Genomic DNA, 22,871 nt, shown 5'->3' with positions numbered 1-22,871 from the left:
AACAACAGGTGGAGAAATTGCTTTCGTTACACGACCCCCTCCCTGTCAAAATAAGAATATATAAAATTTGAGGTTAAATTGCTATCCATTTTATTTATTCATGATAACACATTTTTCTATTGGAATTGATCCTAAATAGAAATACGAATATTTCTTGTTAGTTAGAAGGTACTTTGCAGTTGTATTTTTCATATAGAAAATCATTTAGGTGCTGATATATTTCAAGTTTGGCGTTAGTAGTTTTACTCCGATTCCCCTTTGTGTATGCACTTTTTCAACCGACTGCGCCATTTCAAAAGGAGAAAAATAGCTATCATACAACACAAGATGATTAAGAAAAACTTCAAAAAATGTTCTATCCAAGTAAAGACAAGCTGCCATTGATTACCGAACACATAACCGATCCCTATAAATATAGATACCCATAAGGCTGCCCCTGTATAGGAGTAAACTGCAAAGGTCCGATATGGAACAAGAATGATGCCCGCAAAGTAGCCGTTAAACTGTCTCACACCGGGCAAGAAGAAACCAAAAAGAAGCATTTTGTTCCCATATTTTTCATAAGTTTTTCTTGTTTTCTTCAAATATTCTGGTTTCAAAAACAGCCATTTACCGTATTTCTCGATTAGTGGCATGCCTATTTTTTTTCCGATCCAATATGTAATCGTTATACCTAGCACTGTTCCAGAATAAGCCGCAGCTAGAGCTGGTAGAAGATCGAGAACATTTTTGTAGGATAAATATCCGGTGTATGCAAGTGTCGAATTTCCAGGTGGTATCGGAAAAGCAATTAATTCAATGGGAAGACCGATCAACAACACTAAATATCCATATTGAGCAAACAAACGTTCAACGATTTCCATAAACTCTCCCTGTCTGCTTTTAATAATAGAGGATAGATGTATTATCCATATCTATTTGAGTCCTATATCATTATCATTAGTTAATTATTAGACTTTATACAAAAAAATGGTGTCAGACATTTGAGATGGACAAATATCCTATCGTGGCTTTTTACACCTTAGCTATCAAGTTAGGCAAATAAATATTTTGTCTTAATTAAGAAACTGGATCCAATACATAAACTCTTTTCTATGGTAATGCAACCTGACGGCGTAATTCTTATTATCGATATTTATGAAAGCAACCGATTTATAAAAAAACAAAAAAGCTTTGATCCCTATCTATCAACGGATCAAAGCTTTCACTTTAGATGATCTGAGGAATTCTAACACCCGACCACATACGAAGTATAAATAAGCATTGAATATAGCTGTTTACCTTTTAAAAAATTTAGCTCGTAACCTCCAGAAATACTTCCGAAGGTTACGAGGGTTACCTTAAGAGGCTAAATCATTAATCGTTTTTAACTTAACGCTTTTTCCGGCACCTCATAAAAATCTACCCATACTGCATCGTTATCAGCAGATTTCACACATTGCTCAACCCAATTCCAAGGAGGAATTCCGACTGTAGCTGTGAACACACCGGTAAAGTAGTGAACATTTTTAAAACCTGTTTGTTCACTAATATCTTTAATGCTTATATTTGTCGTTTTAAGTAGAAAGCTGATTTTTGTATCCTTTCATTTTTCACATACTCTGAATAACTAACTCCTAGCTCTTTTACAAAAAGTCTTGATAAGTGTCGACTAGAGATATGTAAATATTGAGCTATATCACTGAGTTTTAATGTATCAGATAAGTTATCTTTGATGTACAGCTTTGTTTGAGTTAGAATCGGTGAAGTCTCTTCATTTAATACTTCATTATTTGAGTTAGTTGAGAACATTGGACTGAATCTTTCGAGTAAAGAAAGAATAAGGAAGTAAGCAGTATTTTTAAGTATTTCTTCGAAGAAGGGATAATCACTTCTCGAGGCCTGAGACAGTAAAGATTCCTAAAGTAAAAAGAATGATGCCCCTTCTTCAACATCAATCATAATCTTGGTGCACTCCCTAATCTGCTCCATCATCAAGCTTTTTATCTTGGGAAGGCTTCTTTTTTAGAAACTCGTATCATTTCACTACGAAAATATTTATTAAAATATTTTTCTACCTTTACATGTAAATCTTTTTGATACCACTTTGATAAACCATGTTCTTCAAATAGTTTTGGCATTCCTAATCTTTCTGAACGTTTCCCCATCAAGCCATCCCCAATACTTAGAGTATCGATCCAAATATGGTCCGCGATACCATCCAATACTTTTGGAAAATCAGGAGTAAAGGGTAATACTGGAGAAATTGAAGCTTGTGTCGATACTCCAGCATCATGTACTTCTTTTAAGGCTTTGATCCGTAATTTTATACCAGGTGCATATGGAGAAAATAGTTGCTTTATATCTTCTCTATCTGTTTCGATTGTCATCGATACAAGGACTTCACATTTATCTTTCAAATTCACTAACAAATCAATATCCTTAGTGACCAGTGGGCTTCGTGTTTGGATTTGAAGAAAGTCGGGTGGATTTTCAATCATTTCTTCTAATATCCCCCGTGTAATGTTCGCTTTACGTTCTATGGGTTGGTAAGGATCTGTTGCAGAAGACATAAAAATATTCACTGGTTTATTTTTTTTATGAAGCTTGATCATTTCATTTCGGTAATTTTCTGCTGCGTTTGTTTTTATGTCCAACCATTCTCCCCAAGGAATTTCTTTGAATCTTTGAATCGGCATTTCTCTTACATAACAATACCTGCAAGAAAACGCACAACCACTATAAGGATTCAATGAATGAGTAAATCCAACATCTAAATAACCCTTTGCTTCAGTAAGAATTTTCTTTGCGAGGATTTCTTTTATTTCAATCCCCATATACGTCACTCCTTTCTTTAAAGTGATTGAAATATGTTAGTGAAAAGCTCTTATGTAGTTTCTTGATTAGCAAGCCTTAATCTTTGTTGAGTAAATGATTTCTTTCTAAAACTCTTTAGCTACACTGTTAGCCTTTTTCTTCCCTACAGCTACTTCATAATTCATTTTTCTCATTTCCTCATCAGTAATTAAACCAGCACGTTTATTTAAAATACCTCTTAACTCTGGATATTTTTCTAATGTTATTTGCTTTAATAAGGGTGCTCCTTGATAGGGAGGAAATAAATGTTTCTCATCCTCTAATACGGTAAGATCATATCTTCGTAATTCACAATCAGTTGAATAAGCATCTACTAAAATTATCTTACCCGAATTTACAGCAGCATACCTTAATTCTGACTGCATAATAATTTTTAGAGAATTGAATATCATAAAGTTTTTGTATGCCGAGGAATCCATCTTCACGCTCTGGAAATTCTGGCGTAAAGCTAACTTTTATCATACCTTCTACTGGTTTTAAGTAAGAAATAGTCTTAGGTTTTATTGTAGGTATTAGCCAAAAGGTACTCACACAGACACAGAATTTACGGTCAATGGAGGAGGATGGGATAATAGAACGCCAAGTTTATGCCGAGGTTCCACCAAGAGTAGAATATTTTCTTAGTGATTTAGGTAATACACTCAGACCAATTATAGATGTAATGGCTGAATGGGGATCAGGTTATCAATAAATGATGAACAACAGTTCCAATTGAATCGAATTATATAGATTTTTAGAAAAAGTATCATGGTGATGTGGAGATTTAAACTTACTTCTTTTTGGATCTGATATACCTTCTTTTCAATTCAGTCACTTTTTGACGCAAAAAAAGTGTCATTCATAACATTTCTGAATGACACTTTTGTTTAAAAATGAATTAAGCAGTAACTGCTGCTAAATTTTTTGCCACAGCTGCAACTTTTTCTAAACCTTCAGCAATAATTGTTTGGGCTTGATCTGGCATTGCATTATGACCTTCAATAATAACTTCATCAATGATTTCCAAACCGAATACTCCGCCAACAACATTTTTAATATAAGTAGCAGCCATTTCCATTGGTGCCGCTTCTGGTGTTGAGTAGACGCCACCACGTGCACTTAGAATAATCGCTTTTTTGTCAGTCATTAATTGTACTAATTGGCCATTTTCATCATATTTGAATGTAAAACCTGCTTGGTATACATAGTCAATGAAAGTTTGTAATTTAGCTGGGATTGTTAAGTTCCATAACGGGAACGCAAATACAACTACGTCTGCTGCAGTTAAAGCATCCATTGCTTTTTGTTTTGCTGCTAAAAGTCGTTGTTCAACATCTGTCATTTCTTCCCCAGATTCTACTTTACCGAAAGCGTTGAATAACTCTTGACCAAAGTAAGGCATATCTTCTGCAAATACATCATAAGTAGTTACATTTACACCTTCTATGTTCTCCATGAAAGTTTCATACATTTTACTTGATACAGCATCTGAAGCTGGACGATTATTGGCTTTTACTACTAATACGTTCATTATATGTCATTCTCCTTTAATTAGATTACTTTTAATTGATTTATCTCGAATTAATAATATATCAATCTAGTATAATAGTCAACAAATTAAATCGTTATCACATTCTACATTCTTCAATAAATATTTTGTCTTTTCGTATTTTATTCACATCAATTTTGAACTGGTTCATACATTGTTTATTTGATGGTTTCAACTATTGTTAGTAAGTCTTTAGTTGACCTTGATATGCGACTTATTTCGCGAATGATTACAGTATCACCTGATTCAAGCTCTTCTAATATCCTTTATAATTCTGGACGCTCCATTGAAGCACCACTTATTTTTTCTATTTAAAACTCCGTGCAACCTGCTTCTTTCAATGACTTCTTTTAAGGTGCAATGTTCTGTCCTTTACTACTTTCCGAATGATCCCACTGCTTTCAGATACATCACCTCATTACAGTTATCTTTAACTTATTTTTCTAACGATTAGGGTTAATGGTCTATTGGTAATGGAAATAATGAGGTCTTACAAAAAAAAGCAAGGCTTTAAGCCTCGCTTCTTAATTATTGTATGCCTTCATTTGTTCTTCTCAAACAAATTTTTGTGTAATGAAATCATATGGATGGTCCTTCTTAGCATATGAGATTATCCTAAATAGTAGTTAATTTAAAATTAGATGTACCTCATAGAAAATTTATAAATTAGCTAATTTGTTTATATTTACCTTCAAAGAATGAGAACATCTTTCTCTGAAATTAATGCAGATACATTCGTATCTTCTTCAAGCGGATTTCCTACTTTAAGTTTCTTTGTTTCCTCAACTAATTTATCTACAAATTCTCCATATTCATTTTCATGGACATAAATACGTTGTAAGGAGATACAAACCTGGCCTTGATTACTGAAGGCTCCTTGTACACATCTTGGTACAACCTTTCAAAAAATTTATGAATATTTTTACTGTAATCCCTTTCAATAACACTTAGACTTAGTTAAATACTATATTTCCAGAACTATTTTTAGGATTAATCCAAGTATCTGAAGTCCATCCTGTAAGATCGTAATCACTTAAAGCTTGATCAACGAATGCTTTATATTTTGCTGTTTGTCCAGATGTATCCGCCATTTTAAGAGTATCGAGACGAATAGCATCTTGATTCCCTGCATAGTTAATTTCATACAATTCACCACGTCCCCCGAACTCTGTTCCAATCGCATCCCAAACTAATTTTAATAATTTAACGCGTTGCTCAGCAGTTATCCCCTCAGAACCTTTATAGTATTTATCTAAATATTGACGAATTTCAGGATTTAAAAAGTCTTGTGCACTTGAAGGCAATTGAATAAGTCCGCCAGCAACAACTTGAGCAAAAATTTCTTTAATTTTAGGCCAAACCATCGGTGCAAATGTACGATATGCAGTCGCATATGTGCTATTAGGTAATACATATCCATTAGGCGCTTCTTCTGGATCAAGTGCCATTGCAGTTGAAATTGACCAAAACATATTTCTCCAAGCAATGACTTCCCCGATGCTTGCCTGAACGCCTCTAAATTGATTTGAGCCAGCAGCTTCAGTTGCTTTCATCAACAAGCCAACCATAAAATCAAGTTTTACAGCAAAACGCGTACATCCTTGGAATGTATAACGATTCAGCCAACCAGTTTTAGGTCTAAAACCATTCGTAATTTCTATATTTTTGTAGGTTAAAATATCCTCCCACGGAATGAATACATTGTCTAATACGATTACAGCATCATTTTCATCAAAACGACTTGAAAGTGGATAATCAAAAGGTGTTCCTAATTTCGTGGCAATTTCTTCATAAGATTGACGGCTAATCATCTTTAATCCTGGTGCATTCATTGGAACAAAGAAGATTAACGCATGGCTGTCATCTCCTGGAAGAACAGGTGCATAGTTCGCTACGAAATTATAATGTGTTAATGCCGCAGAGGTTCCTACCATCTTGGCACCGCTTACAATAATCCCATCATCTCTTTCCTTAACGGCACGAACAAATACTTCTTTATTTTTTTCTAGTGGTTGGCCCCGATCTAATTGTGGATTAACTATTGTATGGTTACAGAAAGGAACATCTTTTTGTGCTTTTTTGTACCATCTTCTAGCATTATCTTCAAAACCCTCATAAAAATCTGCATATGGTCCAAGAGAACCTGTAAAAGCCGCTTTATAATCCGGTGTACGTCCCATAAATCCATAGCTTAGTCTTGACCACTCTGCCATGGCATCCCTTGCTTCCAATAATTCTTGTGCACTTTTTGAAGCTTTGAAAAATTTATGTGTTTTAAATCCGAATTCAGATTCTGTCGTAAGGATTGGAGCCGTCCGTGGGTCATGCAAAGCATCATACATACGTGCAATCGACCTTGCGGCATTTCGATAAGCCGGATGTGTTGTTACATCATCCACTTTTTCCCCATTTAAATAAACAACACGTCCATCCCTCAAACTCTCCAAATACTCTTTACCAGTTAACATAAAACCAACCTCCATTACCATTAGAATATTTTGAATAATTAAATGATAACAGGTAATTCTACGACAATTCTTGTTTATAATCTCTAAATGAATAGACATATTTTGTTGGTTTTATGGCTAAGCTGCACATCTTTTTAATCCAATTTTATTTCGCCTTCTACAATGAGAACCTGTAATGTGATGAATAATTGATATCCATATGCAGGGTTACGAACTTCTTGTCCAAGTAAAGATTCGATTTTCTTTATTCTGTAACGTAATCCACTCATAGACAATGAAAGATCATCCATCGTTTTCTCAAGATTACAAGAATTTGATAGAAATACATAAAGCGTTTTGATAAGTTCTGTATTATCAGTTTTATTTTCATATAATGGCCCTAATAAATGTTTTGCCTTTTGTTTGATCGCTATATTGTTTTTGGAATGAATCAACATGCCGACAACACCAAGATCTTCAAAAAGAATCATTTTATTAGAAGAAGCGGCCATTTGTAATGCAGTTATAGACTCTTCGTAAAATTCCGATGCCCGCCCGATATCTTTGGCTAACGTACTAATCCCCATTTTAAACGTGCAATCTATAAAACGTTTCTCTAAAGAATTAATAAAACGGTTACTTACATGTGTGATGTTTTCACCTTTTGAATCGATTTGCATAAGGACAACAATATTTCCGTTTCGTTGTCCAATTAAGACATTTGAGCGATCTTTAAAATATGTGAAAACAGACTCCATGATCTGTTCGTGAAAATGCAGATCATTTTCTAACGTTTCATTGTAACTACTATATTTTATAGAAATAAGGTAATAAGGGCGTTCTAAATTTATATTCACATAACGTCCACGTTTTAAAATTTCTCCTTTAGATGAAAAATGGCCGTTAAGTATTTGCTCCAGAAAGTAACCTTTCATACGCTCCAGTGCTTCAAATGAATTTTTCTCATTTAGCATATAGAGAGAACAAATCGTTGCCACTCTTTCCAAAATCATTTGATCCACTTCTGTCGGGCCCTTAGCTTCTTTTTCATAAATAAAAGAACAATATCCTACAATCTTGTTTTCTAATACGATTGACGTAACTAAACGATGATGATGTGCATGAGAAAATTTAGTTGTTTGATGAAAATAATCGTTTCGATGATCTCGATTTTGCAGCTCATTTTTAAAATCTGAAACTACTTCTTCAAATCTATCAGAAGATAGACCTGCAAATGAAATCGGGGTAAATTCTACATCCTCTATAATAATTGGATGTTTTGTTGTTTCAAAAACAATGTCTACAACGGATTGTAAATTATTCCCTCTTATTAATTCTTCCGATAACCTTTTATGAATGGAGAGTGTAGTAGATAGATTATTACGTTCTTCAAGCAATTTCTCATATGTTTGTTCTAATTCTTTTACAATCGTCTTATTTTCATAGTATTGTAATTCATCATCTACCATCCCTCCCCATTCATGAAGAGATTTACCAACATAACGACATGTTTCATCCCCTGTAGCTTTACACGCTATCTCTTTAAAAATAACAGTATGTCCGCAAATGCCAGAATAGTAACCGCTCGCATAACCAATCAGTGTATAACAAACTGGTAATTTCGACTGCCCAAATTGACGTAAATGCTCTTCTGCTTCATATGAACTAAACCAGCTTCCTTCTACATGAACAGATTTTGCTGATCCACTCGAATCATAATCAACATGAAGGTGTGAAGTTTTCACTTTCGTATAACCTTTCATCATGTGTAAAACTGGACCCTGCCGCAAAATATCTTTAATAGAAGGCAAGTTCTTTTGAAGCATCTTCTTTGCATCATTCATTCCTAAATTCCATCCGTATCGAATAAGGAATCCTTTCATTCGATCCATGCCGATATTTTCAATTAAGTCCTTACGAAGCGTTCCAAAGACAGATGATGATGTTAAAATCATTCTTTCGTTTTCTAAATAAAGAGATCCCTCATCCTCATTAACATTAAAAGGTTCATGTAATAACATATTCTTCACCTTCTTATACAAAAATCATAATTACTATACCTCCGAGTCTAGCAATTTTTATAACAAATTTATAGAGTTATTATCCAGGGTTTCATAATAATCTTATTAAACTCTTTATGTTCATTATTTTAAATTAGAAGTTTATAGCAGACCCTTTATCTTTTTCGACTGATTCTTCTTGACTGTTTTTTTGACGGGTTATTACCATATAAATGATGAGAAGTAAAATAATAAATAAAGAAGTATAACTATACATAACTTTATAACCAAACTGACCGGCCACCATTCCGAGAGTGGGAGCTCCTACGGCCATCCCTAAATCCATACAGGTAAGAATCATCGCATTGGCCGTTCCTTTTTTATTTGGTTCCACTTGACTGACCGCCCATGATTGAAGGGTTGGATGCATTGTTCCATAAGCTACACCATAAAAAACGGCTGCAATTAATAGAATCAATAGATTATTCGTCACTCCCAAAAGTAGTAGCCCGATAACACCACAAATCCCAGCAGGGTAAATCAACATTTTATGGCCCTTTTTATCAAAAATCCTCCCTGATATCGGTCGAATGAAAAGCATCACAAACATGAAGATTAAAAAAAAGAGAGAAACATTTGCACCTAGTCCTGCTTCTCTACCGAGCCCGTCAATAAAATTAAACACACCACCAAATGTCACACAAAGCAAAAATACTAATATACTTGGAAGTAATGCTTTTTTATCAAAAATAAACTGAAAAATAGAGACATTCGTATTTGTTTGATGATCTTCTTTTGTTTGTTTATTTGAATGAACATTTCGAATAAATAAACTGCCGACAAAAATTCCAGTTACAATCATAAGGGTAAACAAAAGCACAGTATTAAAAGAATGGGAGTGAAATAATGATAAAGCTAGTACTGGAGATAAACTAGCTCCTAAACTTGTGGCCATACCAAAGTAACCCACTCCTTCCCCTAGTCGTTCACGCGGGATGATGTTCGTTGCCATTGTTGCTAATAGAGTAGTAATAATACCAAACCCTACTCCTTCTAATCCTCTAATAAAGAGTAAAAAAGGAATAGAAACTCTATTGTAACTAATTAGTATACAGAGGAAAATAAAAATCAGAGTCATGATTATCGTTTTTTTCATATTGATTTTATGAAGAAAAATACTAATAAAAGGGCGGGTAAAAATGGCTGCCAACATAAATGCAGTCGTCATCATTCCTCCTAGTGCTGGATTATGACTAATATCTATAACAAATACTGGAAAAGATACATTTAACATATGCAAACAAAGAAAAAATAAAAACGTGATCATGATGACTTGGAAAAATTGAAAACTCCATAATTTTGGTTTGATTTTATACATTCATACTCCTTCTTTCTCAAATGTGAGATCTCACTAACTAGAACTTAATCAAGATTAGATATACTACATTAGAAAAACTTGGCTTATCGCCAAGTCCTAATGGCGAAAGCCTTAGTTTTTCTTATACTATCATCCTTAAGATATAATTTCTGATAGTATAAAAAATGAAATAGAGTACATGTCGTTATTGCTAGACAATGTACTCTACTACTAAAATTAATTCCACTACTATATAACAATAAACATATTTTCATATTCTTCAATCTGACTATTACCGAATTCTTGCTCAATAAAATACATAGTAATATTGCCTTCATCATAATTTATATGACTATTTAATAAATGGACTTCAATTGTACCTGTATTATGAAGCGGAACATAAAATGTGCCGTCGAAAATGGAATTGTCTAATTCTGCGGTTATTTTATAAAGACCCTTTTTAGGTAAGTGATAAGAATGGTCAATTTTGATTGTCAAAACATTTTCATTATGGTTTATATGATAATTGCGAATTACTTTTCCTTTTATAGAATAATAATCTTCTAAATACATTGGGATCTTTTGTACTTCACCAGTAATTAACATTTCTCGAATCGCGCTTGAGCTTATCTTCTCATGATTATGCTCCAATTTAGAGACAGTCGTTACATCAAATCTTCCATTACTATCTGAAACCATTTGATCCATATTTCCCTGACCTTTATAGCCATAGGTGAAGTCGAACCCTGCAACAACGTGTTGACACTTTAACCCTACTATATATTGCTCTACAAATTGTTGATGTGAAAATTCCGAAAAATCGGTATTAAAATTTACAATAAATAATTTTTCAACTCCCAAACATTTAAATATTTCTTTTTTTACAGGCAAAGGGGTTATATAATGATCTATTTTTTTCGTTTTACTAATGACATTACTAGGATGAGGAAAAAATGTCATTACTGTAAATTTAATTTTCTCCTTTTTGGCAATTTCTTTTGCAGTCTCAATAATTTTTCTATGTCCTTTGTGTACACCATCAAAAAAGCCAAGTGCCATGACACACGGTTCACTATTTAGTGAAACTGTAAGATCAATAGGATGGTCTAAATTTACAACTTCCATTTTTTCTTCACCCCAATTTTTTAGATTAACTAATGTTCTTATATTGTCCTTCAAAGAATGATAAAGGGTTTCCATCATTTAATGAAATATCCGTTACCTCACCAATATATAGCGTATGATCACCTTCAACATGTGAATTATGAACATTGCATGTCAGATTAACAAGTGCACCATCAATTACTGGTAACTCATCCATCCATTTAAAGTTAACATTACGCTTTTCTTTTATTTGACCAGCAAATATCATCGACATTTCTTTTTGCTCTTCAGATAAAAAACTGACAGCAAATTTACCAGATTCTTTAATATACTCATTCATTTTTGCTTTTTCTCCAATTGAAATTACCACTAGTTTAGGAGAAAGTGAGACTGACATAAATGCATTAGCTGTCATACCATGAGCTTCTTTGTTTACAGCAGTTGTAATTACCGTTACACCTGTTGCGAATTTTCCCATTGCGTTACGAAATAAACGATCATCCATTATTAACTACACTCCTTAATTTCGATTGATAACGACCAATTTCATTTCTGTCATTTCTTCAATTGCATATTTAATCCCTTCTTTACCAGTACCACTTTCCTTTACGCCGCCGTATGGCATGTGATCGACACGGAATGTAGGGATATCATTAATAATGACTCCACCTACTTCTAAGTCATCAGCTGCATCTAAAGCTTGAGCAATATCATTCGTGTAAATTCCAGCTTGTAAGCCGTATCTAGAATTGTTTACGTGCTCAATTGCCTCTTTTACTGACTTTACTTTATTTACAATAACGATTGGAGCAAATACTTCTTGACAAGACACTTGCATGTTTGGATCAGTGTTCAAAATAACAGTAGGATATAATGCATTACCTTCTGAATATCCGCCAGTCGCAACAATCGCCCCGCCATCTTTTGCCTCTTGAATCCATGAAATTGTTCTTTCAACATCTTTCTCTGAAATTAAAGCAGATACATTCGTATCTTCGTCAAGCGGATTACCTACTTTTAATTTCTTTGTTTCATCGATTAATTTTCCCACAAAATCATCGTATTCATTTTCATGGACATAAACACGCTGTAAAGAGATACAAACCTGACCTTGATTACTAAAGGCTCCCTGCACACATCTCGGTACAACCTTAGCCTTATCAATACCTTCATCAATGATGACTGCTGCATTAGAACCTAGCTCTAGCGTTGTTCGTTTTAAACCGGCACGACTTCTAATTCCGATTCCAACAGCAGGGCTGCCAGTAAATGTAATCATGTTCACACGATCATCCATGACAATTCCGTCACCAATTACACTCCCACTACCTGTTACAACGTTTATAGCACCATCTGGTAACCCAGCTTCTTGTAAAAGCTCAGCAATGAAGAAAGAAGAAATTGGAGTTTGTGACGCAGGTTTTAAAACGATTGTGTTTCCTGCTGCAATAGCGGGACCAACTTTATGTGCAACGAGATTCATAGGAAAATTAAATGGTGTGATCGCACCAATAACCCCTAGCGGCTCTTTAACTGTGTAGGCTAGACGATTCTCTCCACCAGGTGCAGCATCCATAGAAATTGTTTCGCCACCGATACGAGTTGCTTCCCCAGCAGCAAATTTATACGTTTGTATCGTACGCTTTACTTCTTCTCTCGCTGTCGTGATTGGTTTTGCAGCTTCTAATGCAATTATTTTTGCTGCTTCCTCAGATCGTTCTTCTAAAAATGCGACTAATTTCTCAAGGATGGCTGACCGTTGATGAATTGGCATCTTCGCCATTTTTTTACGCGCAGCATATGCAGCCCCAATTGCTTCGTCTAATTCTTCCTTTGTTGCCATAGGAATTTCAGCAATTGGTTCTGAAGTATAAGGAGATTTTAAAATGGAATAATTTTGAGCTTCAATCCATTTTCCGTTAATAAATAAATGTTTTCTAAACATAGTTTCGATCTTTGTCACTTACCAGCACCTCCGTTTCAACTAATAGTAAACTCTAAATCACAAAATTTTAATTTTCTATTTAAGTATGTTAATATAAACGTGATGGCAAAGAACCGGCAGATTTACTGAGTTTGGCCGCACAGAAGAAATGCCGTTCCTATACCAGTCTTAACGTTCACGTTTATAGTAGTGAGTCATTTATTAGATAACGAAAATTGGTTTAGCTTGTTTTAATTTTCCAGGAGCAGTCGTTACTTGTTCTCCAGTATGAACATCTAATACTGTTGATGCTTCATTAAACCAGCAATCTGGTGCTTCTGCTCCCCAGAATGTTTGGCGGCGTTTGTCGTTTAATTCCCAACGTACTGGTTTGAAATCTGGATCACTCGTTAAATAGTCTCCATTGTATAACTCAATACGGTGGCCATCTGGATCTCTTAAATATAGGAAGAACGCATTTGATAAACCATGTCGTGCTGGTCCACGCTCAATATTGTCTGCATAGCCAAGAGATGCAAGTACATCACAGCCTTGAATAAGAGCCATTGGATCACTTAACCAAAAAGCAACATGATGAACTCGAGGTCCTTGACCGTTCATAAATGCAACATCATGTACTGATGGCTTACGGTGTATCCACGCTGCCCAAATTTTATCATCATCATCTGCAGTGTATTCAGAACAAGCAAACCCTAATTCATTAATGTAGAAATCATAAGCTTTTTGAACATCAGGTACCATATTATTAAAATGGTCAATACGTTGAGCCTTAGCACCTTGGTATAAATCATACCGTTGAAGCATTCTTTCTGCTGCATCCATTTTTGCAAAAAACTCGATCGGTAAGCCAGAAATATCTTGAACTCGTAATGCACGTCCAATCGCATGTTGGCTGCCTTCCTCTAACCACTTCGTTTTCATCCCGCGTTGCTCAAAGAATACAGCTAACGAATCTAAATCTGCCTCAGACCGTACTTTATAGCTTGTTACTTCTATATTTGGAGTATCTGCTTTCTTCAATACAAGACTATGGTGAACATGCTCCTCAAGACCTCTTAAATAAATAGTAGAATCATCAGATTCAGTTTCGATTAACCCAAGACCTTTTACATAAAAATCACGAGATTTCTCTAAATCAGTCACATGTAAAATCGCTCTAGCCGTACGGATAATATCAAAATTCACACTCATTTGAAAGCCCCCTTATACATTTAGAAAATTAGAATTTGTATTTTTTACTGCTTTTCCTAAGAAATCCTTTACTCGATCTTTCAATAAATCTTTCGCTTGATAGTTATCGAAATAAGTCATACCCATTCTGATCGGATCACCGAAGAAATAGTACTCATAATGCATTTGTCTGCTTCCGAATGCACTCATTGTAATATCCCATGCTAAACGGAATAATTGGACACGCTCGTAACCTTCTAGGTTTTTACCTTGTAATCCACGGTGAGCAATTGCACCAATATCCGGATTATTAAAGTCAGCTTCTGTCGGAATACCCATTAAACCAGATGCACCTAGTACACGTAAGATTTCAACAAGACGTGGATAAATTCTTGGATACCAGTTACGAGCAGCATCTAATGCTTCAAAATCTGGTGTCATTGTGCCCCATTTATCTAGCTGTGCATTATGCTCTGCACGATAAAGATGTGATTTCATCGCTTCAAGTGCCAGCATAATTTCAGTTCCTTTGTCTTTTACGTGTTGGAAACCGTCAATTCCAATTGCATCCATGACAGATAATGCAACACCTAGTACAAATTCAGTTTTGATAATATTTTTAGAAATAACTTGGTGTGACATATGAACAACAGCATTTGTTTCACGGAACGTGCGGTTACAGATTGAAGAATTTCCACAAACAAATACTCTTTCCCAAGGTACGAATACGTTTTCAAAAGAAACAATCGCATCACCTTCTTCAAATCGGGATCCAAGTGGGTGATCATAAGCATTTTTACCGTAATCAAATGACTCGCGGCTAATATATTTAAGGCCTGGCGTATTATTTGGAATCGCAAATGCTAATGAATATGGATCGTCTTCTTCTCCAGCTTTTTTAACTGTTGAAGGAAAAACTAGAATTTCATCTGTAATTCCACCTTGAGTTGCTAACAAACGAATCCCATCAACAATGATACCTTCCTTTGTTTTCTCAACAAGGTGAAGCGCAACATTTGCATCCTTTTGTTCACTCTGTGCTTTTGCACGGTTAATTTGTGGATGGATTAATGTATGTGTTAAGCTAATATCATTTTCTCTAGCAAACTCGTAATATTTACGTGCATTTTCTGCAAACATTGGGTCTGCTTCAGCAAATAATTCATTCGAAACACCCATTGCCATAACTTCTGCATTTAGATAGTCAGGAGAACGCCCCATCATACCTCCTGATGTTAGCGCCCATTCCTGTATGGCTTCACGTCTTGCCATGACATCATCAATTGTTTTCGGCTGTAACCATGTAGTACCAACTTTTTCACCTGTCGTTGGTGATGTGTATAGCATTTTTTCTGGTTTTTCAAACTGTAGATCGTATAGGTTTGCCATTGATTGAATGACACCTTTTAAACCTGGATGTTCTGTTACGTCGTTTACTCTTTCTCCGTGAATATAAATATTGTTATTTGCCTTCTTTAAGCGTTCAATATACTCTTTACCTGTTTTTGCACCCATCTTAATTCACTCCCTAATCAATGATATATTTATTTCTTCTTTCCAAACTGTGGAATATGGTGATCACCTATTGCCACATGAATAACTTTCGGCTCTGTATAGAATTCAAAGATTGCGTAATGTCCGCCTTCTCGGCCAATTCCGCTTGCTTTCGTACCTCCAAATGGAATGCGAAGATCACGAGTGTTTTGTGAATTGATCCAAAGCATTCCTGCTTCTACAGCTTGTGCTACTCGATGGCCGCGTTTAATATCATTCGTCCAAACATAACCAGCAAGGCCGTATTTTACGTCATTTGCAGCAGCAACAACTTCTTCCTCTGTTTCAAATTCAATGACCGCCATAACAGGTCCGAAGATTTCTTCCTGACAAACTTTCATATCATTTGTTGCTTTCAATAATAATGTTGGTGGAACATAATTCCCTGCTTTAAATTCTTCAGGTATAACCCCTTGAATAACTTCACAGCCTTCTTGTTTTGCAATTTCAATATACTCTTTTACTTTGTTATAATGGCCTTTCTCAATTAATGGTCCAAGTTGTGTTGATGGATCCATTGGGTCACCAATTTTAATATTAGAAACTCTTTCCTTTAATGCTTCAACAAATTGGTGTTTAATGTTCTTGTGTAAAAATACGCGAGAGTTTGCTGTACAACGTTCACCATTGAATGAGAAAATTCCCCAAACCGCAGCATCTAAAGCACGGTCAAGATCTGCATCATCAAAAACGATTAATGGTGATTTTCCACCAAGCTCCATCGATGTTTTCTTTAATGTATCAGCAGCATTTTTTATAATGATAGAACCTGTAGTAGTTTCTCCTGTGAACGAAATTGCTTCAACATCAGGATGAGCCACAAGTGAAGCACCTGCTGTTTCACCGAAACCATGAACAATATTAAAAACGCCTTTCGGTAATCCTGCTTTATGAATGACTTCAGCTAATTTATTCGCAGTTAATGGTGATAGCTCAGCCGGTTTTAAAACAACGGTATTTCCAGTTGCAAGTGCTGGAGCAACCTTCCAAGTTTCTAACATGAATGGAGCATTCCAAGGTGTGATTAATCCTACAACACCTAATGGTTTATAAATGGTATAGTTAATAAATTCATCGTCTACTTGGTATGCTTCTCCATGCAGCTTGGATTCTACCATTTTTGCATAGAAGCGGAAGTTTGTAGCAGCACGTGATACCATTTTTCTAGTTTGACTAATTGGCAGACCAGTGTCTATCGCTTCTAAAATAGCAATCTCTTCAACTTCTTCATCAATGACGTCTGCAATACGATTAATGTATTTCATCCGTTCAGAAATTTTCATCGTACTCCAAGTATTTTTAAAAGCGTTGTTAGCAGCTTTTACTGCTTTATTAATATCTTCTTCGCGTCCTTCAGCAATATTGTTAATTTGTTCATTTGTAAATGGACTCATATTTGCAAATGTTGTCCTAGACTCTGACTGAACGAACTCGCCGTTAATGTATAACTTAACGTCCTCTACTTTTACGTTTGCCCGTACATTACTTTTTTCAGAAACTTTATTAACCACTCTTTTCACTCCTTTTTATGACACTAAATAATTAGTTTTTGATGTTTTTTTTAGAGAGGATAGACGCTTGATAATTGCCTGTCCTCTCTTTTATAAGAAACGGTCATCTTTTTAAAATCTATTTATTTTGTTACAACACTATCAGGAAGATCCACGTGAGTCTTCACTACGCTTCTGATTTCATCTTGTAATTTTTGTGTTGGTAAATCCATTGGTAAACGTAAGATTGGTTTGATTTTACCCATCATTCCTAATGCTGCTTTAATAGGAGCAGGGTTTGTATCTTTAAACAGAACATCATTTAGTTCCATTAAGTCATAGTGTAGATCAAGAGATCTTTGTACATCCCCGTCTCTCCAAGCATTGTAGATTTCAGCAACTTTATCAGGAACAACGTTTGCTGTTGCGCTGATATGTCCTGCGCCGCCGATTGCAAGCATTGGGTAGCAAAGTAATTCAATGCCTGAATACAAGTTGAAATCTCTTCCACATTTTAATAACACACGGTTAATATGTTCGAAGTCTTTATTTGATTCTTTAACACCGATAATGTTCGGGCAAGCATCTTTTAATTTCACCAATGTATCAATCTGTAAATTTGTTGCTGTTCTACCTGGAATGTTATAAAGGATGATCGGTAGTTCAGGAACTGAATCAGCAACTGCCTTGAAATGTTTAAACAACGCATGTTGTGATGGTTTATTATAATAAGGAACAATGACAAGTACTGCATCTGCTCCGATTTCTTGTGCCTTTTTCGTTAAATAAAGTGTTTCTTGATGATTTGTTGATCCTGTACCTGGAACGAATGGAACTCTGCCATTGATTGCTTTTGCAGCTGCTTCCATCACCTGAACTCTTTCATCAACAGTCAAGGAGCTAGGTTCTCCAGTTGTTCCTGTTACTGAAATTCCATGGCTTCCACTTTCAATATGCCAATTTATTATTTTTCCGAAAGAATCAAAATCAATTGACCCATCTTCATTAAATGGTGTAATGACAGGAGATATAGAACCTCGTAATCTTTGTTTAGCTTCATCAAATCTAGACATGCTTTAAACCTCTCCTTTTGGAATAATAGTTAATTCGAAAATTTATGAATATTTTTACTGTAAACCCTTTCAAAAACAGTGTATCATGTGTTAAATTATATGAAAAATATTGATTATGTTTGTTTTGTATATGAAAAAAGTATGGATTTTAAAACGAATAGCGCCTTGTTCAGCCCCGGGAAATGAAACGATCAGGAATAGAAGGGTTTTTTGCCTTCAATTCCTGATCGGCTGCAGACTAAAGAAGCATAAGAATGCAACGTCCTGTTGCTTCACTGCATTTGCACGTCTTACGCTTCGGCTGACAGCGCTGGAGCTGGTACTGGTGCACTTTTCCATAGTTCAAGAAATTAATAGTTTTCTAAACAGAAACAAGACAAGGGGGCAAAAGATGGATATTAAACAACTTCACTATTTTTGTACAATCGTTCAAGAAGGGCAAATTACCCGCGCTGCAAAAAAACTTCATATGGCACAACCTCCACTAAGTCAGCAGCTGAAACTATTGGAACAAGAGCTTGGAGTAAGACTGTTTGACCGAAATGGGAGAAATATGGATTTAACCGATTCCGGAAAGGTTCTTTATAAAAGAGCAACAAGAATCCTTTCACAAGTTGATGAAACAATGACCGAAGTAAAGGAAACGGGAGAAGGGATAAAAGGGGTACTATCTATCGGGGCAAGTAAATCCTGCTTTGCCTACCTACCAGAACGCATCCGCACATTTCGAGAAAAATATCCTCTTGTAACGTTCCAATTAAGAGAAGGAGACACCTTTTACATTGGGGAATTATTGAAAAATCGAGAAATTGAGCTAGCAATTACACGACTGCCATTAGAAATGGATGACATCTCTATGATACGTTTCCCTATAGAGCCATATATTTTAGTTATTCCACAATCGTGGCAGGATCAAGTGAAAAACAGATTATCCATTAAAATGATTGAAATTAAAGACTTTCCATTATTACTCTTACATCGAATTAATGGTAAAGGACAATTTGAAATTGTTATTAACGAATGCCGAAGTCACGGCTTTGAACCAAATGTTGTCCTTGAGTGTCCAGATGCTTCCATGCTTCTCTCTCTCGTTGCAGCTGGAGTCGGAGCAACAATTGTACCAAAATCTACTCTTCTATCACATTATTCTGATCAAACAATTGCAATTGAACTTGAAGATGCCTCTATCATGTCTGAATCCGCAATCATTTGGTTAAAAGATCGTTATCTATCGAAAAGCGCAAATCATTTAATTGAAACGTTTAAACAAGTTTAAGACCCTATTTACATTCCTTCACAACTCACTTTAAATAAAACGACAATTGAAATCATATATGGAATCATATATATTTTACTAGAAGGTAGGGAATGTGTATGGAAAAAAAATTAAATAAACGACAATATGCTTATGAAGTTATTCGTTCAAGGATAATAGACGGAGTTTATGTCCCTGGCCAAAGAATTATCATTGATCAAATTGCGAAAGAAGTTGGCTCCAGCCCTATTCCAGTACGTGAGGCTATACACCAGTTAGAATCTGAGCAATTGATTGAATACAAACCAAATGTTGGAGCAGTCGTTCATGGAATTAATGATGATTTATACAAAGAAACACTCCATGTACTAGCACTTCTTGAAGGCTATGCAACTGCTCTAAGTTCAAAATTTATTACATATGAGGGAATAGAAAAGCTAAAACAATATAATCAGGAAATGAAAGATTCCCTTACAAATTTTGAACTAGATAAAATAGGCAGACTCAATAGAAAGTTTCATAATTTGATTTATTCCTTTTGTCCTAATAAACTCTTGTTAACCAATATCCAACAAATGTTAGATCGTTTAGATACAGTTAGGAAATCAGAGTTTACTTTTTATCCAAAGCGTACTCCACAGTCTATTCTAGAGCATGAGCAAATTATTGAATCATTATGTGAAGAGCATGACTTCCGTAAAATTGAAGAACTGGCAAGACAACATAAATTGAATACCCTTCAAGCATTTAATGAGCAATAAGAAAAGTGCAAGCACCTTGTTCAGCTCCGACAAGCTTATGACTCGAGGCGTTAGGCACTGAAGCTAGATACCTCAACTAAGTAAAAAGAAATTATCTTTTTTACTATTTAAAAAGGCGATTCTATAAAGAATACGCCTTTTTCCTAATACATCTATTTATTAAATACCACTTTCATAATCAATGTTGAACAACACCTTTAACGTCACTTCCTGTATTTGACTTAACTACAATCTCTGAAAAATTATCCTCTACGATCTGTTTCTTACGTGCACCTACCAGTGTGCCAATATAACATGCAAAGAATCCTAACGGAATCGAAATAATACCTGGTGAGGCAAGTGGGAAGATAGGTTCTCCTGTAATTAAGGCAGCACCTGGTATTGGATTCCAGACATTCGGACTAAATGCTACTAGAAGAAGTGTACCAAATAAACCAACAAGCATACCGAAGATTGCACCAGTTTTATTAAACTTCCTCCAGTAAATTGTAAATAGAATGACTGGTAAATTCGAACTTGCAGCAAGTGTAAAGGCTAATGATGCTAAAAATGCGACATTAAATTGTTGAAGAGATAATGATAGAGTAATCGAAATAATCGTAATGATGATTGATGCAAGACGAACCATATTCATTTGCTGCTTCTCTGTCGCTTTTCCATCTTTTATAATTTCGTTGAATAAGTCATGGGAAAAAGCCGTTGCTCCAGTAACCACAATTCCAGCAACAACTGCAAGAATGGTAGCAAAAGAAACTGCAGAGATGAAAGCAAACATAAGGTCTCCCCCTACTAACTGCGATAGCAATGGTGCGGCCATATTTCCTGCTGGATTAGCCTCGATAATATTATCAGTTCCGACTAGTTTTGCAGCCCCGAAACCAAGGAAAATGACCATAACATGAAAAGCACCCATGATCCACATAACCCAAACGACAGATTTTCGCGCTACTTGAGCATTCGGTACAGTAAGAAAACGGACTAAAACGTGAGGAAGACCTGCTGTTCCCAGTAATAGGCCCAGTGTTAAGGATGCCGCATCCCAACCACTCGTATACTTCACACCTGGATTTAAGAAATCAGCTCCAAATGGTGTTGCCGTTTTCATATCAGTGAATATCCCAATAAAATTAAAATTAAATTGCCACATTACCATAACAAACAGAATAAATGTCCCGCCTACTAAGAGGATTGCTTTTATTATTTGTACCCAGCTAGTTGCCGTCATGCCTCCGAATAAGACAAATGCTAACATACCAATTCCAACGATAATGACTGAAACATTAAACGGAATACCTAATAATAATTTAAATAAAGCCCCTGCTGCCACAAGTTGTCCAAGCATATAAAAAATTGAAATGACGATTGTATTAATAGCTGTTACTGCACGAACTTGTTTAAATTTATAGCGGGCTGTAACCATATCTCCCAATGTATATTTTCCTAAATTACGCAATGGTTCTGCTACTAAAAATAAAATCACAAGGAAAGAAACAAGTGCAGGATACATGAGGAAAAATCCATCATACCCAGTTAATGAAAAGGCGCCAATTAATCCTAAAAAGGTTGAAGCAGACATAAAATCCCCTGCCAAAGCAAGACCATTTTGCCTAGCCGTTAATCCACCTCCAGCAGTATAAAAGGAACCTGCTGTTTTTGTTTTTTTAGAAGCGTAATACGTAATAAAAAGTGTTCCTAACGTCATAACAGCAAAAAGAATAATGACATTGATACCCATAGATTATAACCCCTCTTTCTCCAAAATTTCCTTTGCCTTTTCGTCAAAATAAGCCGCTTTCTTTACATAGATGCTACAAACAAGTAATGACACTGGTATAAAAGAAATACCATAAATCCAGGCAAAAGTGATATCTCCAACTACTGGTTGATTTAATAGATCTGTGTATAAAGCAAGAAATGGTAAAAGAAGCGAGTAAGCCATGTAAAAAAGTGTAAATGGTACAATAAACTTTTTCTTGTTTGAAAGCAATTTTTTAAATTCTTCTGTTGAAGCGATGTGCTCGTAATCGATTTGCTGTTTCATTTCCTCAAAAGGAATCTTCTCATTCATTTGACTCATATTTAACAACACCTCTATTCAAATTAGTTTCTTGCAAATTTCTTTAAGAGGATACATTTCTGAAAACCCTTTCAAAAGTACTCTATCATTTGTTTTCTTCAAGAAAAAATATTAATTATATATGTATGCCATACGAAATTAGTATAGAAAGTTCCTTTTCCTTTTAAAATGCTATAACTGTTCACATGGACATCCATTTATTCTTAGTTGAACAATAAAAATAATTTGAAAACAAATCACAAATCATATATGAT

The 22,871-nt window shown here is 35.2% G+C and carries 22 protein-coding genes and 1 pseudogene; 3 read left to right on the top strand and 20 right to left on the bottom strand.

Features of this window, described 5'->3' with window-relative positions; genetic code table 11:
- Positions 1-242 precede the first annotated feature (242 nt).
- From GMB29_RS05820 to GMB29_RS05805, 5 genes are all read right to left on the bottom strand, one after another.
- Positions 243-863 carry a DedA family protein gene (locus tag GMB29_RS05820; RefSeq protein ID WP_136354881.1) on the bottom strand — a complete coding sequence of 207 codons (621 nt, stop codon included), beginning with the start codon at positions 861-863 and terminating at the stop codon, positions 243-245.
- Positions 864-1,366: 503 nt separating this feature from the next.
- A complete protein-coding gene (locus GMB29_RS27950) occupies positions 1,367-1,573 on the bottom strand; it encodes an AraC family transcriptional regulator (protein WP_328591446.1) in 207 nt (68 codons plus the stop codon).
- Complete coding sequence (locus GMB29_RS27945; RefSeq protein WP_136354884.1) at positions 1,543-1,791, bottom strand: AraC family transcriptional regulator; 249 nt, start codon at positions 1,789-1,791, stop codon at positions 1,543-1,545. The genes GMB29_RS27950 and GMB29_RS27945 overlap by 31 nt, the downstream gene beginning before the upstream one ends.
- 191 nt (positions 1,792-1,982) lie before the next feature.
- A complete protein-coding gene (locus GMB29_RS05810) occupies positions 1,983-2,816 on the bottom strand; it encodes an SPL family radical SAM protein (protein WP_136354886.1) in 834 nt (277 codons plus the stop codon).
- A gap of 105 nt (positions 2,817-2,921) precedes the next feature.
- Complete coding sequence (locus GMB29_RS05805) at positions 2,922-3,275, bottom strand: glycine betaine ABC transporter substrate-binding protein (protein ID WP_406600337.1); 354 nt, start codon at positions 3,273-3,275, stop codon at positions 2,922-2,924.
- A gap of 68 nt (positions 3,276-3,343) precedes the next feature.
- On the opposite strand from GMB29_RS05805, the gene GMB29_RS05800 reads away from it, so the two are divergent.
- Complete coding sequence (locus GMB29_RS05800) at positions 3,344-3,547, top strand: winged helix-turn-helix transcriptional regulator (protein ID WP_136354888.1); 204 nt, start codon at positions 3,344-3,346, stop codon at positions 3,545-3,547.
- A gap of 186 nt (positions 3,548-3,733) precedes the next feature.
- On the opposite strand, the gene GMB29_RS05795 is transcribed toward GMB29_RS05800, so the two are convergent.
- The 13 genes and pseudogenes from GMB29_RS05795 to hpaI all read right to left on the bottom strand — a co-directional run bounded on the left by GMB29_RS05795 (position 3,734) and on the right by hpaI (position 18,524).
- Complete coding sequence (locus tag GMB29_RS05795; RefSeq protein WP_136354890.1) at positions 3,734-4,366, bottom strand: FMN-dependent NADH-azoreductase; 633 nt, start codon at positions 4,364-4,366, stop codon at positions 3,734-3,736.
- A 176-nt stretch (positions 4,367-4,542) separates the two neighbouring features.
- Entirely contained in the window at positions 4,543-4,647 is a 105-nt protein-coding gene (locus GMB29_RS05790) for a recombinase family protein (protein WP_227551708.1), read from the bottom strand.
- Between the two features lie 440 nt (positions 4,648-5,087).
- A pseudogene (locus tag GMB29_RS05785) lies at positions 5,088-5,285 on the bottom strand (aldehyde dehydrogenase family protein); the annotation flags it as partial.
- A 52-nt stretch (positions 5,286-5,337) separates the two neighbouring features.
- Positions 5,338-6,852, bottom strand: a complete 1,515-nt coding sequence (locus GMB29_RS05780) for a 4-hydroxyphenylacetate 3-hydroxylase family protein (protein WP_136354892.1) — start codon at positions 6,850-6,852, stop codon at positions 5,338-5,340.
- Between the two features lie 134 nt (positions 6,853-6,986).
- A complete protein-coding gene (locus tag GMB29_RS05775) occupies positions 6,987-8,852 on the bottom strand; it encodes a XylR N-terminal domain-containing protein (RefSeq protein WP_136354894.1) in 1,866 nt (621 codons plus the stop codon).
- Between the two features lie 133 nt (positions 8,853-8,985).
- Positions 8,986-10,209, bottom strand: a complete 1,224-nt coding sequence (locus tag GMB29_RS05770) for an MFS transporter (RefSeq protein ID WP_136354896.1) — start codon at positions 10,207-10,209, stop codon at positions 8,986-8,988.
- 228 nt (positions 10,210-10,437) lie between these two features.
- Positions 10,438-11,313 carry an FAD synthetase family protein gene (locus GMB29_RS05765; RefSeq protein ID WP_196305228.1) on the bottom strand — a complete coding sequence of 292 codons (876 nt, stop codon included), beginning with the start codon at positions 11,311-11,313 and terminating at the stop codon, positions 10,438-10,440.
- Between the two features lie 25 nt (positions 11,314-11,338).
- Positions 11,339-11,797: a flavin reductase family protein gene (locus tag GMB29_RS05760; protein ID WP_136354900.1), complete on the bottom strand. Its 459-nt coding sequence runs from the start codon at positions 11,795-11,797 to the stop codon at positions 11,339-11,341.
- A 15-nt stretch (positions 11,798-11,812) separates the two neighbouring features.
- The gene (locus tag GMB29_RS05755) at positions 11,813-13,237 is read right to left on the bottom strand and encodes an aldehyde dehydrogenase family protein (protein WP_136355262.1); all 1,425 of its coding nucleotides are present in this window, start codon (positions 13,235-13,237) and stop codon (positions 11,813-11,815) included.
- A 201-nt stretch (positions 13,238-13,438) separates the two neighbouring features.
- Positions 13,439-14,422 (bottom strand): 3,4-dihydroxyphenylacetate 2,3-dioxygenase, encoded by a 984-nt coding sequence (gene hpaD, locus GMB29_RS05750; RefSeq protein WP_136355263.1) that lies wholly within the window; start codon positions 14,420-14,422, stop codon positions 13,439-13,441.
- 18 nt (positions 14,423-14,440) lie between these two features.
- The gene (gene hpaB / locus GMB29_RS05745) at positions 14,441-15,922 is read right to left on the bottom strand and encodes a 4-hydroxyphenylacetate 3-monooxygenase, oxygenase component (protein WP_136354902.1); all 1,482 of its coding nucleotides are present in this window, start codon (positions 15,920-15,922) and stop codon (positions 14,441-14,443) included.
- A gap of 29 nt (positions 15,923-15,951) precedes the next feature.
- Complete coding sequence (gene hpaE / locus GMB29_RS05740; protein ID WP_136354904.1) at positions 15,952-17,472, bottom strand: 5-carboxymethyl-2-hydroxymuconate semialdehyde dehydrogenase; 1,521 nt, start codon at positions 17,470-17,472, stop codon at positions 15,952-15,954.
- Positions 17,473-17,594: 122 nt separating this feature from the next.
- Positions 17,595-18,524 (bottom strand): 2,4-dihydroxyhept-2-ene-1,7-dioic acid aldolase, encoded by a 930-nt coding sequence (hpaI, locus tag GMB29_RS05735; RefSeq protein ID WP_136354906.1) that lies wholly within the window; start codon positions 18,522-18,524, stop codon positions 17,595-17,597.
- A 391-nt stretch (positions 18,525-18,915) separates the two neighbouring features.
- Between hpaI and GMB29_RS05730 the strand changes: the two genes are divergently transcribed.
- Positions 18,916-19,800, top strand: a complete 885-nt coding sequence (locus GMB29_RS05730; RefSeq protein ID WP_136354908.1) for a LysR family transcriptional regulator — start codon at positions 18,916-18,918, stop codon at positions 19,798-19,800.
- A gap of 92 nt (positions 19,801-19,892) precedes the next feature.
- Positions 19,893-20,540, top strand: a complete 648-nt coding sequence (locus tag GMB29_RS05725; RefSeq protein ID WP_406600314.1) for a GntR family transcriptional regulator — start codon at positions 19,893-19,895, stop codon at positions 20,538-20,540.
- 178 nt (positions 20,541-20,718) lie between these two features.
- On the opposite strand, the gene GMB29_RS05720 is transcribed toward GMB29_RS05725, so the two are convergent.
- Together GMB29_RS05720 and GMB29_RS05715 are read right to left on the bottom strand one after the other, a co-directional pair.
- Positions 20,719-22,275 carry a solute symporter family protein gene (locus tag GMB29_RS05720; protein WP_136354911.1) on the bottom strand — a complete coding sequence of 519 codons (1,557 nt, stop codon included), beginning with the start codon at positions 22,273-22,275 and terminating at the stop codon, positions 20,719-20,721.
- A gap of 3 nt (positions 22,276-22,278) precedes the next feature.
- Entirely contained in the window at positions 22,279-22,617 is a 339-nt protein-coding gene (locus GMB29_RS05715) for a DUF485 domain-containing protein (protein ID WP_136354913.1), read from the bottom strand.
- Between the last annotated feature and the right edge of the window lie 254 nt (positions 22,618-22,871).

It is taken from the genome of Metabacillus sediminilitoris, from assembly GCF_009720625.1.
GTDB lineage: Bacteria > Bacillota > Bacilli > Bacillales > Bacillaceae > Metabacillus > Metabacillus sediminilitoris.
Note: the sequence above shows the minus strand (reverse complement) of the source record. Positions and strands in the feature narration are given on the sequence as shown.

Bases quoted from the DNA above. Each gene is read 5' to 3' on its own strand.
- GMB29_RS05810 (WP_136354886.1), bottom strand. From the start codon at position 2,816: ATGGGGATTGAAATAAAAGAAATCCTCGCAAAGAAAATTCTTACTGAA.
- GMB29_RS05725 (WP_406600314.1), top strand. From the start codon at position 19,893: ATGTGTATGGAAAAAAAATTAAATAAACGACAATATGCTTATGAAGTT.
- GMB29_RS05795 (WP_136354890.1), bottom strand. From the start codon at position 4,366: ATGAACGTATTAGTAGTAAAAGCCAATAATCGTCCAGCTTCAGATGCT.
- GMB29_RS05775 (WP_136354894.1), bottom strand. From the start codon at position 8,852: ATGTTATTACATGAACCTTTTAATGTTAATGAGGATGAGGGATCTCTT.
- GMB29_RS05715 (WP_136354913.1), bottom strand. From the start codon at position 22,617: ATGAGTCAAATGAATGAGAAGATTCCTTTTGAGGAAATGAAACAGCAA.
- GMB29_RS05805 (WP_406600337.1), bottom strand. From the start codon at position 3,275: ATGGATTCCTCGGCATACAAAAACTTTATGATATTCAATTCTCTAAAA.
- GMB29_RS05765 (WP_196305228.1), bottom strand. From the start codon at position 11,313: ATGGAAGTTGTAAATTTAGACCATCCTATTGATCTTACAGTTTCACTA.
- GMB29_RS05760 (WP_136354900.1), bottom strand. From the start codon at position 11,797: ATGGATGATCGTTTATTTCGTAACGCAATGGGAAAATTCGCAACAGGT.
- GMB29_RS05820 (WP_136354881.1), bottom strand. From the start codon at position 863: ATGGAAATCGTTGAACGTTTGTTTGCTCAATATGGATATTTAGTGTTG.
- GMB29_RS05755 (WP_136355262.1), bottom strand. From the start codon at position 13,237: ATGTTTAGAAAACATTTATTTATTAACGGAAAATGGATTGAAGCTCAA.
- hpaI (WP_136354906.1), bottom strand. From the start codon at position 18,524: ATGTCTAGATTTGATGAAGCTAAACAAAGATTACGAGGTTCTATATCT.
- hpaB (WP_136354902.1), bottom strand. From the start codon at position 15,922: ATGGGTGCAAAAACAGGTAAAGAGTATATTGAACGCTTAAAGAAGGCA.
- GMB29_RS05730 (WP_136354908.1), top strand. From the start codon at position 18,916: ATGGATATTAAACAACTTCACTATTTTTGTACAATCGTTCAAGAAGGG.
- GMB29_RS05720 (WP_136354911.1), bottom strand. From the start codon at position 22,275: ATGGGTATCAATGTCATTATTCTTTTTGCTGTTATGACGTTAGGAACA.
- GMB29_RS05780 (WP_136354892.1), bottom strand. From the start codon at position 6,852: ATGTTAACTGGTAAAGAGTATTTGGAGAGTTTGAGGGATGGACGTGTT.
- GMB29_RS27945 (WP_136354884.1), bottom strand. From the start codon at position 1,791: ATGTTCTCAACTAACTCAAATAATGAAGTATTAAATGAAGAGACTTCA.
- GMB29_RS05770 (WP_136354896.1), bottom strand. From the start codon at position 10,209: ATGTATAAAATCAAACCAAAATTATGGAGTTTTCAATTTTTCCAAGTC.